The sequence below is a fragment of the Oligoflexus sp. genome (genome assembly GCF_035638955.1).
Lineage (GTDB): Bacteria > Bdellovibrionota_B > Oligoflexia > Oligoflexales > Oligoflexaceae > Oligoflexus.
In genome coordinates, this window is record NZ_DASQYZ010000048.1 from 47,343 (window position 1) to 64,653 (window position 17,311).

The window sequence follows — 17,311 nt, forward strand, 5'->3', positions numbered from 1 at the left end:
ATGCGGACGCGACAAGGGATGTTTCTGGCCTGGATGATGAGCCTGTCTCTGCCGGCTTTGGCCGCAGACAAGCCCCAAAAATTAGCCCAGCTCGAAAAAATAACAGTGGGACCTTACGATAATTTTCAGTCGGCGGTTTCTGATGATGAGTCCGTGATTTATTTCACGCGCAGTCAGAACCTGTCTTCCCAGATCATGCGCTATGATATGAAGACGGGTCAGATCCGTGCCATGACCACAGCGGATACCGACGCCAAGAATCCAGCTCTGAGTCCCAACGGCAAGGAGCTGGCCTTCACGTACTACCGTCGTGACGCGAAAGGCGACATCTGTCTTTTGGATGGTGATGAAATCCTCTGCGTAACAGGTCCAGGCGCGGCCGAGCATTCACCTTTCTGGGTGGATAATGAAACGCTCGCCTTTGTCCGCAGCAATGATGCCGGCACCCAGTCCAAACTGATCTTCCTGACCGTTAAAAGCAAGAAAACGGATCTGGTGATCGAAGGTACTCTCTATAATCCCAGTCTCGCCAAAGACGGTCGTACCCTGGTTTATAAGGGCAAAGGCAATGAGCTCGTCCTTTTCGACATTAAAAGCCGTCAACCCATTCGCACGCTCAATTTGAAACTGGCAGGATCCACCGGGCCGGCCCAGTTTTCAGTCGATGGTCAATCCCTCTACTTCGCCCAATATATGCTCGATAGCAACCGGGATCTGAGAATCGACGGCCGCGACGCTGCCGCCATTTTTCGTATAGCCGCTGATGGGAGCAAGAAGGATCCCGAGCAGCTGACCTCGCTCAATCAAAACTGCTCCTATCCCTTTCCCACGGCCCGCGTGCTTTACATGACCTGCGCCTTTGAAGGAGCCTTGGATGTTTATCGTACTTCCCTGACCGGCATCGTGCCCACGGAATGGACCAAGGATGACCTGTGGGAAGCTCATCGGGCCGCCCGTTCCTATTCGGATCGTATCCTGCTGCTCAATCATCTGCAGGCGCGTTTTCAGGCTATTTCGGAACGGGAACTCATGGAACGGACCCTCAGCAACTTCATCCTCTGGGGGGAATGGCTGCCCGCGGCTTTCTATGCAGAAAGCCTGAGTCAGGCTGCGGATGACTATAAGGTCCATAAAATTTTACTGGATACCTACGCGAACTGGGTGGCCCTGCCGCGGAAGGAAAATCTAGGCGCCTTTGCCCAGAAGCTGGACCGCCAACGCGGGCAGCTTGAATCTTTGCCCGCCTCGCCCCTGCAAAAGGTGGCGCTCGGGTATATGGATCTGTTTGCGAATCGGCAGCGCGAGGCGCGGGCTCGGGCTGAAAAAATTGAATCCGACGACGGTCTGACTCTTTACTGGCTGACGCTGCTGATCAATCTGAGTGCGGAAAAGAACAGCGATCAGTATCGTCTGACTCTTGAAAAAAGACTGCTCAATCGCGATCTGTCCGAGGAAACCCGACTTTATTATCTGTCCCGTTGGTTTGAACAGCTCAAGCCGGGCACGGATCCCACCGCCGCGGTGGATGGGCTCAAAGCCAAGGTTGGTCAAGATATTCTGATTGCCGATTTGCTGGAGCATGAAAAGCAGCTCTATCGTGTGGTGGCAGCTGCCAATAGGGATGCCACGCGCCAGGAGATGCGGGCGATTGTCGAGCGGATCAAGCGTCTGAAAGACGACTATTACGGGATGCGTCTTCTGTTCAATCGCGGCATGATCGTTCTTTATCAAGCTAAAAAGAGTCGTGAGCTGTCGACGATCATGAGTCTGTGGCTGACCTATGTGAAAAAAGATACCAAGGAATATCCCTTTGCTATCGAAGCCTTACGGCAGAATAGTCTGGATCTGGCCTATCGCTTTTATCACAGTGACAATCCCCAGGAAAAGCCGCTGGCCAACGGCGCGTTTATGGATAGTATCCGGACCAGTGATGATCTGGAATCTCATTACCAATATGCTCTGCTGCATTTTGGCAATTGGGGTGAATTGGAAACTGCCTATAAAAGCATGCAGCAGGACGGATTGATCCGAGCCGAAAGCCGCATGTTCGTCGAGCTGATGCGCAAAATCCTGCTCCAACCCGAAAAAGCGGATAAGGGCGACCTGGAAGATGCGGCGGAGCAGCTGGATCGGATGCGCGATGATCATGTTGGGGTCGGCACCCGGTACCTCTTCCAGGGCTACCTCTACCACCGCCTGATGCTTATGACCGAAAAGGATTTCACCTTTGATCGCGACCTGTCGGACAAGGCTCATCGCGCTTATCTTTTTGCCATCGATGCGGGCTGGAATAACGATCGCATCAAGAGCTCGGCCTATCAAAACCTGGGGCTTTTGCACAGTTCGATTCGGAACTACTCACTGGCTGCGGAATTTTATCTGCGACGCAACGAAATGAATTACCCAGCGGTGGAAATGAAACAGGCTGTCCTTTGGCTTCAGGCCAAGGCCATGTATAAGAGTTATCGTTTTGCTGAAGCCTCACAGGCCATCGAAGAGGCTTTGAAAACCCAGCCGAAAAACCTCCTGCCGTTCCACGAAAAAGCGGCTTTTTATGCCTGGAATGCCCAAAATTATGAATTGGCTGCCGATCATTACACCAGGTTGATGGCAGGGCTCGGCGACAAGGCCAAGGCCAGCCTGTGGTTGAGCCAGGGGTATGTCCAAGGCAAGCTCAAGCGCACCGCAGAGGCCGAACAATCATTGCAGAAGGCCGTGACCCTGGCCAAACAGGAAAAACCCACCCGCACCGAGGGCGTGAGTCTTGTCTATCAACCGATCAAAGTCCAATTCGTGGCTTTGGGTTTGCTCGCCCGACTCCAACTTACCATAACCAAAAAAATGTCTGCTATTCAGGAGCGACTGGCCATGTTTCCGGGCATCATGGAGCAAGCCAAGACTCTGCATTTTCAGGAAGAAACGCTGAGTGCGCAGCAGATCAAGGAAACCCAGGATCTGGCGCGTTGGCAGTTGGAAGCCGGGCAGAAGAAGGAGGCGATGGGCACACTGGAGCAATCTTTGCGCCTGACTCAGGAGCATGGAACCAGCTTTGGGCATCTGGCTCACACGGTATTTGTGAGTCTAAAAAATCTGATGATCCTGATCCGCGATCAGAAGCTGGAACCGAGTGCCACCATGGTGGCGACTCTGGATAAAACCCTCGAGAATGCTCAGAAGGAATTTGCCGAAGAGCGTAATCCTGCGGCTGAGGTGCGTGCAAAATGGACTGAAGTGCAGCTGATCGCCCTGGCTTTCCGCTTGAGGCAGGATCCTGGGCGTCAGAAAAATTTTGCAGATCGCAGTCAGAGCATTCTGACTCAAGAAAGCGTTCAGTTTCTGGAAAAAGAAAAGCCGGCGATTTACGCCGGCCTTCAAGGTTACCGTGAAGCTCTTGCGCAATCACTGCGCTAAGGGCTCACCTGCCTTGTTGTCCTGATCCTGGTCTTCTTTGCGAGATGCTTCCTTGGGTAGGGAAGCGTCCTGAAGATTGAATTCAGGCTGCACAATGAGAAGTCCTGGAGTCACGATCATCTGAACTTTCCATGGCTGCACAACGACGCCTTGCGGGTTGGGTGGCGGTACAAAAGGATTGCCACCAACGCCCGTATGTTGCCCGTCGCTGCCAAACGATGCCGATGCGAACATCAGCCAGCCTATTGTCACAAGTGTTCTGTTCATAGGGTTGTGCCTTTCTGAAGGAAGCTTGAAATATAGCTCAGCATCACCACTTGCGGCCCTCGGTGACGGTTGAAGATCTGGCGAAGATCCTCTTCAAATTCCATGATACGCTTATGCAATTCCGAAACACCTTGAGAATCTAGCCCATCCGTGTGCAGCTGCGCGCAGACAGCGGGATCACCGAGCTGGGTCATGTCAAAGAGATCGACAGTATGTTTGATCTGTTCCAGAATCAAGCGCGGATCGAGAACAGAAAAATTTTCGTAACGGCAGCGAAGGATTCCGTCCTGTTCATAGACGGCTTCGATTTCCAGAAGTCGCTTCAGTTTGACCAGACCGTATTCGCCAAATTTCCGGCCCACGATATCCATGGTGGTGCCACCGGAACTGGCCAGCGTGATAATGGCAAAGCTGATACGGTCGCGTAACTCTTCATTGAAATCACCGCTGGTGATGCTCACATCATAGCTGTGAACCATCTTGCCAACCCAGGCTCCAATATCACTAAAATGCTTATTCAGAAAGCTCATTGCCGCTTCATTAGCCGCAATCACGTTCAAAAGTGCGAGGACTGTTTCCAGCGTAGGAACATTTTCCTGCTGATAGACCCGACGTAAAGTCGGATAAGGCACGCCTGACTGCCTAGAAAGTAAAGACAAATTTCGAGTAGGCCGGTCTTTCAGCCATGCGTCAATGAGTTCTTTAAGATCTGCCAGCATAAAATCCCCACGCCTATGGAATCCGAGAGCATTGTGTTTATTGGTCTTCCAGGGGCAACATAATACAAAGCACTGGACAGTGCTAGTACGGAGCATTGCTCAAAGTGAGGAAAGAGCGAGGTTCCATGAGTGAGGCTGATCCAAAAGATGATTTTACCGGCCATTATGCCGCATCAAGGCCCTACAAACTCACCATAACCATGTCTTTGTTTTGAAGCAGCCAAAAGCTATCAAATAAAGACACCACAAGCTTTTCAAAATTTTAAGCAATCCAAATAGAAAAGCCCCTTACGGGGCCGACGAATAAATAGAAATAATGGAAGGCATCAGGGAGCAGGAATCTCCTGCTGATCTTCAATAGGAATTTGCTTCCTATTTTTGATCACGGTGCCTGGCTTCAAATCGTCACCTTCAAACGAAACCTCAGTATAGCCTGAAGCTTTCGCTTCAGCTGCTACAGGCATGGCCGCCGACGCACTGCGACCGCGTTTCGCGACCGCTTTCTGAGTTGGCGCCAGGTTGAAGGTAATATTTTCAACCACCAGCACCTGCTGGTTTTTCACGATGCGTGGTTGACCTGAGATATTGATCGTTCCGTTATGCTGCAGCAAAGCTGAAGCATACGCAGTCCCGTCAATAATGGCTTTGATAGGATTTCCCATGGCATCCATACCGAGCAGGGCGCAACGCTTGCCGCAGTTGCTCAAATTGGCTTTTGAGAAACTGGCATTATTAATGCTCACAGGATAGGTTTTGCTTTCAGATCGCGGATCGCTTTTGAGAATGGGTAAGGCAGCCAAACTCTGGCTATTGGCATTCAAAGCTTGAGCTGGCGGCAACGAGACTGGACGGGCCAAGGCCTTTTGGTTCCTTGCCAGAACAGTGGGGTTGGTTTGCATCAGCTTTTCAACCTGAACAGCGGTCAAAGCCGAAGGAACCTCTTCAATAAGATCCTGGGTTGGGGTCTTGGCAGCCTTGGCGGCCATGGATTGAACTTCCACAGGCTTCGCTTTGGGAGCAGGAGCTGCTTCCTTCACCGGCGCAGGTTTTTCTTTTTCAACCTTGGCGATGACTTTGTCAGCTTTCTTGTCTTTATTATTGGAACGCAAAGCCACGGCCGCAAGCTTCTGCTTGGGCTTGATGACCGGTTTGACTTCGGCTACAGCTGCGGCTGCTGCAGGCTGATTGGAAAGGGGCGGATCCACACGACGCAACTTACCGTTGGGCATCGTCATGGTTATAGGATTATCCTGGGTGGTCACGACTCTGCTTTCATTCAGTCCAAAAAACTTCAGACTCGCAGGAATCAAAACACCGGCACCCACGCCTGTGATAAAGACGCCAGCGACCACGAGCCAAAGGCTGACTGATTTTCTTTGAACATCCATAGGTGGCAAAGAATCTGGCCCCATGCTGAGTACTCCTCTAAGTGTACTTTCCCCATGGATCTTTTTCGGTTTTAGCTGGTGGTATCTTGAATGACTTTTAATAAGAGAGGAATAACCGCAGGTTGAATGGAATAATTACCTGACGGCAAAAGGGTCCCGGAACTGATTTCGAGAGGGATCCGACAGAATCATTACGCATTTTGTAAGTTGGCTCGCAGAGCCAGAATCTGGCGGTACTGCAAGGCCTGGGAATGCTCGCAGTTCAGTTGTTCCATCTCCAAAAACGCCCGCAGGATATCCCGCTGCGTATGATTCAATTTAAAGGTGCGAAAAATAGAGTCCCAATATTTGGCGTGCAGGCGGCGTTGACCATTCATAACCAAGGCCAAATACCCTTTAGAAGGGATGCCCGCACTGCGGCAAATGAAAGTTAACGAGACTTTCTTTTGTTTGCCTTTAAAGAGGCAGTACAGTGTTCGCAGAATTTCGGAAGCATGATTGGCTTGCAGAAGGACTTGATCCACTTCAGCGCTGAAGGGGCTATAAGGTATTCCATAGCTGACAGTTGTGTAAGCGTAAGATTGAAGGCTGGCCATGGTCAGGACTCTCCTCTCGAATTTCAGGACTCGATAGGGAGGACAAACCCGGCTTACGAATATTGCAGTGTAAAATAGGGTAGTGATATCAAGGGGGTGTATCGCACCCCCGGACAGATTTAGTTGATCTTCACTTCATAATAGAAGCGAACGAAATGCGTCGAACGGCGTGGGCTCTCGCTGGCGAAGAACGTCGTGTTCTTATCCTTGATGATCTCGCCGGCATAGATGCCGATGGTGGGATAATCAAAGGTCTTGTTTTCCAGGTTGTAACTGATGAGTCCGCCCCAGCGCGTGGCGCCGCCATTGGTGGCCCAGTCGTTGGTTCCATTGAAGACGCTCTCACGAAGGCCTTTGCCTTCTTTCAAGACGGCTCGGCGATCCAGCTCCACGCCCACGGTCACGTTTGGGGTCAAAGCGTATACGGGGCGAATCATGCCATCCACAAACTGCCAGGACATATCGTCCTTGGAATAGCCCGGAGCCTCGCCACGGTGATCCTGGTAAAGACCCAACCAGTAAAGCCCGTACTCCTTGGCTTTCCAGTCGCCGTTCCAGCCGATCAGCACCTTGGATGGCTCTTTGGATTCATCAAATTTTTGATCATCACCAGGTTGGAAGGCCGATGACATGGCTCCGTTCCCAATGTAGCCTTTCGAGGTATGCACCACGAGCTGGTTATAAAGGTTGCCACCGGCAAGTTGATCACCCCAACGCTGATAGGCAACGCCAAAGACGTAACCCGAAGTGGCCAGCTCGCCGCTCCCGCTCGAAACGTTCTTGTCGGTCTTGTGCCATTCCAGGTTGGTTTTCACCATACCGTTGTCCAAGGGCACTTCGATCTTGTTGATCAGGATATTGTCGATTTCCTGCACGTTGTCCGCGCCGGCTGTATACTCGACGACTTTGGAGCCATAGGCCATGTCCACGTTTACGGGACCCAGACCTTCCACGCGAACGCCGCCGCCGAGGATATTTTTTTCATCGAAGTAAAAAGAACGCGATAGGAATTCTGGTGGACTGCGGAAAGGACGGTTGCCGTACCAAATGCTCCAGCCGTTTCCAACTTTGAATTCACCATAGGCCACGCGTTCGGCAAGATAAGTCTTTTTGCTGGGATCCTGGTCGTCCTTATACAAAAACTGACGATTGCCGTTCACGTCAAAGCCGTAGTGAAACTTGAAACTATCGCCGTAGCCCGCATGGAGCGTGACTTCAGTCAGAGGATAGTCGATCAGACCCTCATTATTATAGGGTCCCAGATTAAAATTCTGGTACTGATTACCACCGCCCATTTCCTTGGAAAAGTCGGACTTATACGTCACGCCTCCGCGGGAATAGATTTCAGGTGTCAGAGACCACTCCTGAGAGAACGCTTGGGCTGACAGCGTCAGGGCGCCAAGTATCATCAAACGGGCGATTGGATTCACGATACACTCCTTGTCTTTCAGTAATTCTCGAACCCTCTGTTCACATATGTGCTCCGTGGCACAACGGGCTTATATAGCCCAAGAGAAAGGCACCTCCTACGGACTTTTCATCATTCCCGAATTCTGCTGAGGGAAATCGACAAAAAGGATTGTTTTTCCCCATCACGAAACAGTCTTAGTGCATCTCAGGACATCGGAAAGTCTTATGTAGGAAGGTTTTGCAGCTTGTGACTTACTTAATGTGGCCGATAAGATCGATGTAGGACTCTCGTACCCGGAGTTGCCATGTCCATGACACCACGAGAACAGTTGGCGAGCGCGACCATGATCGCGACGCACGAGATTGTGGTGAATCTGGAGAAGGCCAAGTCCTCTCTTGAGTCCCTGATCAACGGCATGCAGGACCTGACTTGCCTGATTACGACCGATGGTCGAATTATTTGGGGCAATCAACGCGCTGCTACCTGGCTGGGCATCGATCACGACCTCGTCCACCTTTGTCAGATGAAACAACTATTCAAAGACGATGACTGGGCCCAGTTTCAAAACCGTCTGGAGCCTTATCAACAAAGCGGCCTAGGCGGTCCTGCGATTGAATTTCAGCTGCCTATCCAGCAAAAGACCAACTCCCGGGAAATTCTCTGGAGCGTTCGGCCGTTTCAGGCTGTGAGTATCCGCCGTGGAACGATTCTGCTCCTGGTGGGTCGTGACATCACCGAAGTCCTGCGGGAACGTGCGGAAAAAGCCAAGCTTGAGACCGAGCTGGAAACCGCGCAGATCATGCAATCGGCTTTCTTTCCACCGAATCAAATTCGTTCCGCCGGCATTGAAATATGTTCGTTCTATCGACCTGCGGAGCAATGTTCCGGGGATTGGTGGGGACACTTTAATTTCGGTGACGGTGTGGATTTAGTTTGCGTTGGTGATGTGACTGGTCACGGCGCAGCCTCGGCTCTCGTGACGGCCATGACCCAGGCGACCTGTATGGCCTATGCGAATACAGCTCGTGCCGGCATGTCCCAGGACTATATGCATCCCTCGAACCTGCTCCATCAGATCAACAAAATCGTTTACGATACGTTCAAAGGCAAATTCTTCATGACCTTCTTTGCCATGCTGTTCGACACCAAGGCTGGTGTGGTTCGAGCCTGCAACGCGGGTCACAATTTTCCTTTGTACTTGAAAGGTCAGTATCGGAGCCAGGTGATGCACAATCAGCCCCTGCCGGAAAACGTCAAACCCTTCCGCGGCCCCGAGGCTTTGGCCATCCAGGGGAACCCGATCGGTTTTGATCCGGAAACGATTTATCAGGAAAAAGAATTACCCTTGCAGAATTTGGATCGCTTCATCCTCTTTACCGATGGCATCATCGAATGCAAGAGCGAAGAGGGCCAAATGTATGGTTCGTCGAGCTTCCGCAAATCGATTGCCAAGAGTATGGATAAAGGGGGCGTGGCGTTCCGTGATGCGATCGTCGACAACGCCTTGCAGTTCTTTGGCAAACAGCCGCTCGCGGATGACCTGACTCTAGTCAGCGTCGACGTGTTTATGGATAAAAAAGACAAGGCTGGTTAAAGCAGCTCGATCTCACCGCCATCATCATCCATAGCAATATCACCATAAACGAACAGATCCAGCAGTTCGGTTTCAAAGATCTCGGCATAGACGCTGCAGGTGAAATGAAAGCCTTCACCTCGAATGCGCCAGAAATCGTAAAGACGCGATGCGCGCACTTCATCGGATGAAATCAATTCATCGAAACCACTGGTCGCGATGGGCAAACTGATTCCCGCTACCACACCACAGCTGTGCAGCTGCTGAGTGATGCCGCCGGCCACCAGATTGTTGTATTCCTTGAAAAGGTCATAGGACGATTTGAGTATCTGTTCATGCGAACGTTCCGGGGCACCCTTGCGCTGGGTCAACGTCATCACATCGCTCAGATTGAAATGCGATTTATAAGTAATCCGCAAATCCTTGGCCGCGATCTGAATCACGGTCAGATGCGAGCCATAGATAAAATCATCGGGATGATCGTGATCTTCAATAACCAGATCGCGCCGCGCAGTGATGTCGGCAAAACGCTTGCGCGACAGTTCGCGTATCATGGTATAAAGATGTTGGTGGGCGTCTTTCAGATAAGCTAATGAATGTCCACCCTGTTTGCTCTGCTCTGCAGTCGCCGACATGTGATCAGGCCCCCCTGTTCTGGTTCTTATCCTCTATTTAAACACATTTGACAGTTTTCGGCAGTATTCGGTATCATGGACCTAGCATTCCATTATTTTGCTTTGATTTTTGCCGCGAGGTGTATCATCGACTCCGCAGCGCGTACCTTGGAAATACCCGGCTCCGGTATCGTTTCCGAGAATCTGCAAAAGCTTGTACGCTTTGCTTCTCTGGAACGGATGAAAACCGTTGCGCATCGCCAGGACATCATCTCGGAAGAGCTGCCTTACGCGGCTAACCGTTTAACGGTTCATGCCCATTGGATGGCGTTCATTCTGCTGGCGGGTGAGGGTGGCAAAATCACTTTCAAGGCCCACTACAGCTCCAGTGATATTCAAGGGCTGGTGGCTCGTGCCCTGAACAAGGACATCGATAAAATCAATGCTGACCTGATCGGTGACTTTATGCGAGAGTACTGCAACCTTACGGCCGGTGTGATCAAGGCTCGACTGGCTGAAGTCGGCATCCACACTGGTTTGAGTATTCCTATCGTGACCCGGGGCTTTGACGAGATCTGGCGTATGGACCGAGATGTCAGCAATGAAATCATCTCGATCGATGCCTGGCATCTGAAATGGCCCTCGGGTAGCGTGATCTGCACGATGGCAGCACGCGCGGACGTCTGGGCAGCGGCTCAGGATCTCAAGGATCCCACCGCCGATAACGGGACGGAAAGCGATATGGAGTTCCTATGAGCGTTTCTGCAAAAATTGAAGCCATTCAAAACCTGCACGCCACGCATAATATCATTTCGACCCTCGAACAGTCGAAATCCAGCATCGAACAGCTGGTCGATGAAATGCCGGACGCGCTTTTTGTGTTTGATGTCAAAGGCACGATTCTGAAAGCCAATCTCGAAGGTTGCCGCCTGCTCAAGGTGGAACCTGAATACTATCTGGGTTCGAACCTCGCCAAAGTCTTTGACGTTGAATCCGCGAATATCCTGTTTAACAAGATCCAGCTCGTGGCCCAGAACCCCAAAAGTTTTGAGCGTCCCCATGAGTTTGAACTCCAGGCCATCACCGGCAAGGATGAATCCCAGCCTTATCACTGGGCCCTCCGTCCCCTGGTGCCTTTGCGTTATGACAAAATTCCTCTGATCGTGCTCTACGGCCGCAATCTGGTCGACATTCGTAGCTTCGAACGCGAACTGTCACAGATTTATAGTAGTATCCCTATAGGTATCATGAGCGTGGGGTCGCGCGGTCAGGTTGAGCCGAACTATAGCCGCTACTGCGAATACCTCCTGCAGCATGGCCGCTATTCGGGCCTCAACAACGGCTTTGCCAATGTCGGCATCGTTGAACTCCTGTTTGAGCCCGCTTTTGTGACCATGAAGGCTTCTGAAATTGAAGCCTGTAAGCTGCTTGTGCGCGCTATTGGTGAGTCTGAATACTGGTTCGAATCGGTAAAAACCCAGTTCCCCAACCTGTTGCGGCGCCGCGTGGGTGACAGTGAACTGTGGCTGAAGGTCGATTATCACGCCGTGACTGCGGATGGTGTCGTCCAGAAGATTCTTTTGATCATCGAAAATCGGACCGACCTCATCCGTGAGCGTGAAGAACGCAACGTCTGGATCAAACGCAACGAATCCGCTGTGCGCCGCATCCTGGAAATTCAAAACGCTGAAAACAGCATTCTGCAAGGCATCTGCCTTGATTTGGAAGCTTTGATAAGGCGGCTGGATCATGCTCTGGAAGCGGACGACTTCAAAGCGTTCAAGACCGGGGTGGATGGCGTGAAGTTCGCTGCTGACAGCGCCGGATTCCTGACGTTGAAGGAGATGGTCGAGATTTTGGAAGTTAAGCTGGCCGGTGAACCCGGGCAGGAACTTTTCAAGAATCGCAACGAACTGGCCAAGGAATACTCACAGATCCGTACCGAATGCGTGGAACTCGTCCGCATATTCTATACGCTCAATACGGACGATGACATCACCCGTGATTTCCAGCATAAACTCGACCCGACTCTGTATAAGGACATCACAGCTACCATCGATCAGGCAATCCAAAGCATTCAGCCCGATTCCTTGGAAGCGGCTCGTGATGTTCTTCTAAAACTCCGCAAACATGTTTTGAAGATCAATTACCTACGCCTGTCGACCATGGAACCGTTCCTCGCCGATCTGGCTAAAGTCCAGTCCGCCCATGATCGTAAGCTGGTGAAAATCACCTTTGACTGGGATTCCGTGCTGGTCCCACCTGAATTGGCTCGTCCCCTGCGCGATGTCTTCGTAGTTTTGATCGAGAAGTCGATCAGCGGCGGTCTCGAAACTCCAGCCCGTCGTCGCAAACTGGGTAAAGCTGAGTACGGACATATACGCATCAAGGCGGTTGCGGATGATCATGGCGTTCTTTTTCACCTCGCGGATGATGGGCGCGGGATGTCGGCCGGTAAGCTTCGGGAAATTTTGAAGGAAAAAGGTCTTTTTTCCGACGTTATCCTGCAAAAAATGACGGACGAACAGGTCTTCCAGCAGGTCTTTTCCTCAAGCCTGCTCCATAAAGAAAAAATTGAGAGCGGGCCTATTGTCGATTTTTATGGACTGAAAAAATTCTTTGACGACTATAAGGTTACGGATATTCGTTTAACTTCTCAGCTGGGTCTTGGACTCGCGCTCCAGTTTCGTTTAAAATCTGATACAGAGGTTGCATAACCTTTAACCAACCGTGCTTTCTTGTGGGGATACACTATGGCAAAGATTCTGATTGTCGATGACTCGGAAACCCTCCGTATCCAGCTGCGTGAAGCATTGGAAGGGGCTGGCCACAAGGTCATAGAAGGTGTGGATGGTGCCGATGGACTGCGTCAGGCTGTTGAGAACAAAGACATCAACATGATCATCACCGACTTCAACATGCCTCAGATGGATGGCGTGACGATGGCCTCGAAGGTTCGGGAGATCCCTGAACTGGCAAAAGTACCTATGCTGATGCTGACAACAGAAGCGACACCGGACATCAAGGCTGCCGGTAAAGCTGCTGGGATTCTGGCTTGGATCGTGAAACCTTTGGTTCCATCCAAAGTTTTACCGGCTATAGAAAAAGTTCTGAGTCGTTAATTCAGAATTTGATCCCATCCGCCATCGAACGTGCCCGTTAGCCTTGAACGAGTGAAGCTCGGGCATTTCTTCCTTTCCGTATTCCTTCTGGTTCTTCCCTCCTGCATACGCTATAAAAATTGGAATTTGCGTCAGGAGCCTGCCCGTGAAAATACTGATCACTGGTGCCACCGGATTTATAGGTCGTACGCTTTGCACACGTCTGCTTTGTGATGGTCATGACTTGACCTTGCTGCTGCGTCGCCCGACAAGTCTGCCCGGCGACTGGAGCCTTCCCTGTCAGACATTGATCTGGGATCCTACCCAAAACGATTGCCCGCATGCCCTCGATGCCTTCGATGCCGTGGTACACCTGATGGGGGAGTCGGTTGCGGATTCCGCCTGGACTCCGGAACGCAAGGAACGCATTCGTCAGTCGCGAGGTCTTGCCACGCGGCGCCTGGCCAAGGCTTTGGCCCAACGTCAAAAGCCTGTTTCCTGTTTTCTGAGCGCATCAGCCATCGGCTATTACCCTTATGATGAAAAGCCTTATGAACAGGCCTCAGGTTTCGCGGAGGACTCGCCTGCGGGTTCGCATTTTCTGGCCGAGGTGTGCAAGGAATGGGAAGCCGCGGCTCATGAAGCTCCTGCCGAGCGGCATATTGTCCTTCGGGTTGGTGTCGTGCTTGGTCCTAATGGGGGAGCCATGAAACGCTTGCGCCCCCTCTTTGCTGCAGGTGTCGGTGGTCGCCTGGCTGATGGACAGCAGATCATGAGTTGGATACACCGTGATGATTTGGTCGAGATCATAGGAACCGCGTTAAAGAATAAAAGCTGGGAAGGGACGTACAATGCGGTTAGCCCCCATCCCGTCAGCAACCGTGAGTTCACCTCAACCCTGGCCCGAGTGCTGCATCGGCCGGCTGTTTTCCCCGTGCCAGCTGTCGTCCTCAAGGCGGCGTTGGGTGAAATGAGCCAAATACTTCTCAATAGCCAGAAGGTTCTTCCCAAGCGGCTTCAGGAGCAAGGCTTTGTGTTTCGTTTTCCACGCCTGGATGCAGCTCTGGAGGATGCCGCTGCTTTGCATCGGCTGGAAACCCATCAGTTTTTGGCTCAGCCTTTGCCGGAAGTATTCAACTTCTTCTGCGACCCAAGAAATCTTGAACGCATTACACCCGCGACCCTGAATTTCAAAATCGAGTCGATCAGCAGTCCTTCCATCAATGTGGGGACGACCATCACATACCGCCTCAAGCTCCATGGGGTGCCTTTTCGCTGGAAAACCCTGATCAAGGAATGGGAACCCGGCCGGTATTTTATCGATACCCAGGAAAAAGGTCCTTATGCGGTGTGGCATCACACCCATCGTTTTCATGCGGTCACAGGCGGCACTCTGATGACGGACGACGTTAAATATCAGGTACCACTCGGCTGGTTGGGTGAGAGTGCGGGTTTGCGCATCGTGCGAAACGAGGTCAGGAAGATTTTCCAGTATCGTCGTCAGGTTATTGGCCAAATTTTCCCACATAAGGTCGGCCTCCGCCCGAGTTAGTTTAAGACGTATTAATCTATATTTCAGTAAAAATAACTAGTTAGCTGCTTGCTATGAGTTAGGCCTAAAAAGGGCTTAACTCTCAGGGGCATTCATACGATAGACCCCATGGTCATGAGTTTTTACATATGGATGAATATGAAAAATCTCTCTTTGAGAATCTGGGTCATTGGCGGTGTGCTGGCTACCATCGTGTCATCAGTGACACTAGGCACTTGGCTCTTTCTGAGCGATCAGCAAACCAAGCTGCTCCAGGAAGTCCACGAAGCCCATGGTCGTGTCACACGGGTTCTCGCCCTTGGCGTCCAGAAAGCCGTGTGGGATCTTTCCCCTGAAAGCGCTGCACCACTCGCCAAGTCCGTGATGGATGATCCTCGCATTGTTCGCGTCACCATACTCGATTCCAAGAACGAAGTTTTTTGGGAAGAGAAGGAAGAATCGCGCCGTCTGGGCAAAGTGGTCACGCAGGAAGTTCCTATTCAGGCTGATGAAGAGGTTTTGGGTAAGGTCATTGTTGAATTCAGCATGGACCAGGCTGCTGCTGAAATTCGTTCGCGGATGATTGATTTCATTGGCCTTGCCGTGGCGGAAATCATTGGCTGCGTCGTGGTTCTGGCGTTCCTGCTGCATTATCGCGTTTTGTCGCGTATCGATCGTTTGAAATCAGAAGCTCATGCCATTGCCGAAAAACGCCTGGAAACTCCCTTCGTCTGGAATGAAAAGGACGAAATCGGCACTCTGGGGCATTCTCTGGAATCCACGCGACAGTCCCTGGCCCAGCTTTTCGCTGAGCTGGAAGACAAGAATCAAAAGCTGACCTTGATGAATGATCAGTTGGAAATGAAGGTCGTGGAACGCACGGCCACGATCAAAATGATCCTGGATCACGTAAAAACGGGCTTCCTGCTCATCGGTCCCAAATTCGAGGTTCTGGAAGGATATACCCGGAGTTGCGAAACACTCCTCGGATCGAGCCAGATTCAAGCCAAGAAGCTCAGCCGTATACTCAATCTCACAGGGGATGCGGAAAAGCATTTCCTGATGGCTCTGGTTCAGGTTTTCGACGACGAAATGCCCGAATCGGTGTCTCTGGGCCAAATCCCCAGGAATTTTGTAATCGGGGACCGGACTATTTCGCTCGAAGGCAGTACTATACGCAACGCACAAGGCAAGATTACCAAAATCCTGTTCACGCTAATCGATGTCACTCTGCTGAAGAGTATCGAGCTGGAAAACCAAATCAACCGCTCCATTGTCAATATCATGCAGAATATGAACTCATTCCGTGACTTTATTCAGGACTCGCGCGATCGTTTGAAAAACTGCTACACAGCCATTGAAACAGGGAACATTACGGTTCTTCGCCGTGACCTGCATACCCTGAAAGGCAACTCTGCTGCCTTCGGCATCAGACAGGTGGCTGACCTTATCCATTCCGCCGAGGATAAGGACAAAATTGTTCCAGAATATTTGAACGGTATCGAAGAAAGTATGCGTGATTTCCTGAACCAGCACTATGCGCTACTCAAAATCAAATTTGACGCCGAAAACCGACGCTTACTGTCCATTGATGAGCATCTTTTGGACGAAATCGAGCGGGATATCGCCGGTCTCGATAATCAAGGCGAATTGAAGGATCATCTCAATCAATGGCTTGCCGAGATGCGCAAGGATACCGTGGAAAGTATGCTGGGACCCATTAGCGGCTATGTGCAGAAGTTGGCTTCACAGCGCGGTATTGATCTGGATTTTGTGATCCAAGGGGGCGACATCCGCATGGGACGGAATGAAGCAGCCAATATTTTCCAAAACCTTGTCCATCTCTTCCGTAATGCCGTGGATCACGGTCTGGAGCCATCTTTCGAGCGCCAAAATAAACCAGAAAAAGGTCGTCTGACACTGAATATCAGTGCGGATGCTAAACACTATCAGATCGTTGTTGAGGATGATGGGCGTGGTATTGACCCCGAACGTGTCGTGAACAAAGCCCTCACTATGGGTCTGATCACTCAAGCCGAAGCCAACGATATGAATCCTGATGAAATCCTCCAGCTCATCTTCCGCGAGGGCTTGACAACGGCTGAGACAATCACCGACATTTCCGGACGGGGCGTAGGCATGAAGGCTGTCAAGGACGCGATCGAATCCGCTGGAGGTCACATAACGATTCAAAGCAAGGTTGGATCTGGTACTCGGTTCCTGCTTAGCATCCCTATACATAAATCCAGCAGAGCGGAGCGCCGAGCTGCCTAAAGACTCCCTACCTCCAACGTTTGCAGGCCCCCACCCACGCCGGCTGTCCTCATCTCGGCGTCCACGCGACTTCATCGACAGAACCTAGCTCCTTGACGAAAAACAAGTCAAGTTCGGGCTGGCTCTGGGCTTGACAGACTTAGCCTATCGGTATATTTTGCCTTGCTATTGTGACGCAACAAGGGGGCAAGCATGCTTTATAAAGCTCTAATAAGCGTTGGCTTCGCAAGCTTGATCCTTGCTCAGGCTTGCTCAAATCTCAATAATCGTGTGAACTCTTCCAAGCTGGATTGCGGCGAAGATTTGGGGGCCGTGGAGTTCATAAAAGCAGTTCAACCCAATGGGGTTGAGTTCACCAGCCATGCAAGTTCTTTTGCCTTTCAAATCGATGCAAAAGGTCACAGCCTTCCACTGCGAACAACAGCC

General features: G+C 51.3%; 13 protein-coding genes. 7 read left to right on the plus strand and 6 right to left on the minus strand.

Features of this window, described 5'->3' with window-relative positions:
• Positions 1–3,411, plus strand: a complete 3,411-nt coding sequence (locus VE954_RS04620) for a hypothetical protein (RefSeq protein ID WP_324950148.1) — start codon at positions 1–3, stop codon at positions 3,409–3,411.
• On the opposite strand, the gene VE954_RS04625 is transcribed toward VE954_RS04620, so the two are convergent.
• From VE954_RS04625 to VE954_RS04645, 5 genes are all read right to left on the minus strand, one after another.
• Positions 3,400–3,678 (minus strand): hypothetical protein, encoded by a 279-nt coding sequence (locus tag VE954_RS04625; protein WP_324950150.1) that lies wholly within the window; start codon positions 3,676–3,678, stop codon positions 3,400–3,402. The two genes, VE954_RS04620 and VE954_RS04625, sit on opposite strands and share 12 nt — an antisense overlap.
• Positions 3,675–4,310: a hypothetical protein gene (locus VE954_RS04630; protein ID WP_324950152.1), complete on the minus strand. Its 636-nt coding sequence runs from the start codon at positions 4,308–4,310 to the stop codon at positions 3,675–3,677. The genes VE954_RS04625 and VE954_RS04630 overlap by 4 nt, the downstream gene beginning before the upstream one ends.
• A gap of 413 nt (positions 4,311–4,723) precedes the next feature.
• Positions 4,724–5,809 (minus strand): hypothetical protein, encoded by a 1,086-nt coding sequence (locus tag VE954_RS04635; protein WP_324950154.1) that lies wholly within the window; start codon positions 5,807–5,809, stop codon positions 4,724–4,726.
• A 167-nt stretch (positions 5,810–5,976) separates the two neighbouring features.
• Positions 5,977–6,381 carry a hypothetical protein gene (locus VE954_RS04640; RefSeq protein ID WP_324950156.1) on the minus strand — a complete coding sequence of 135 codons (405 nt, stop codon included), beginning with the start codon at positions 6,379–6,381 and terminating at the stop codon, positions 5,977–5,979.
• A gap of 119 nt (positions 6,382–6,500) precedes the next feature.
• Complete coding sequence (locus VE954_RS04645) at positions 6,501–7,811, minus strand: hypothetical protein (RefSeq protein ID WP_324950158.1); 1,311 nt, start codon at positions 7,809–7,811, stop codon at positions 6,501–6,503.
• A gap of 285 nt (positions 7,812–8,096) precedes the next feature.
• On the opposite strand from VE954_RS04645, the gene VE954_RS04650 reads away from it, so the two are divergent.
• Positions 8,097–9,386, plus strand: a complete 1,290-nt coding sequence (locus VE954_RS04650) for a PP2C family protein-serine/threonine phosphatase (protein ID WP_324950160.1) — start codon at positions 8,097–8,099, stop codon at positions 9,384–9,386.
• Here the strand turns inward: VE954_RS04650 and VE954_RS04655 are convergent.
• Positions 9,383–10,000 (minus strand): hypothetical protein, encoded by a 618-nt coding sequence (locus tag VE954_RS04655; protein WP_324950162.1) that lies wholly within the window; start codon positions 9,998–10,000, stop codon positions 9,383–9,385. The genes VE954_RS04650 and VE954_RS04655 overlap by 4 nt on opposite strands.
• Before the next feature lie 75 nt (positions 10,001–10,075).
• Between VE954_RS04655 and VE954_RS04660 the strand changes: the two genes are divergently transcribed.
• The 5 genes from VE954_RS04660 to VE954_RS04680 all read left to right on the plus strand — a co-directional run bounded on the left by VE954_RS04660 (position 10,076) and on the right by VE954_RS04680 (position 16,885).
• The gene (locus VE954_RS04660) at positions 10,076–10,735 is read left to right on the plus strand and encodes a hypothetical protein (RefSeq protein WP_324950163.1); all 660 of its coding nucleotides are present in this window, start codon (positions 10,076–10,078) and stop codon (positions 10,733–10,735) included.
• Positions 10,732–12,696: a PAS domain-containing protein gene (locus VE954_RS04665; RefSeq protein ID WP_324950165.1), complete on the plus strand. Its 1,965-nt coding sequence runs from the start codon at positions 10,732–10,734 to the stop codon at positions 12,694–12,696. Before VE954_RS04660 ends, VE954_RS04665 begins: the two co-directional genes overlap by 4 nt.
• A gap of 36 nt (positions 12,697–12,732) precedes the next feature.
• Positions 12,733–13,101 carry a response regulator gene (locus tag VE954_RS04670; protein ID WP_141733665.1) on the plus strand — a complete coding sequence of 123 codons (369 nt, stop codon included), beginning with the start codon at positions 12,733–12,735 and terminating at the stop codon, positions 13,099–13,101.
• Positions 13,102–13,246: 145 nt separating this feature from the next.
• Positions 13,247–14,632, plus strand: coding sequence for a TIGR01777 family oxidoreductase (locus tag VE954_RS04675; protein WP_324950169.1), 1,386 nt, complete (start codon positions 13,247–13,249; stop codon positions 14,630–14,632).
• Between the two features lie 138 nt (positions 14,633–14,770).
• Positions 14,771–16,885 carry an ATP-binding protein gene (locus tag VE954_RS04680; RefSeq protein ID WP_324950171.1) on the plus strand — a complete coding sequence of 705 codons (2,115 nt, stop codon included), beginning with the start codon at positions 14,771–14,773 and terminating at the stop codon, positions 16,883–16,885.
• The last annotated feature ends 426 nt before the right edge of the window (positions 16,886–17,311 follow it).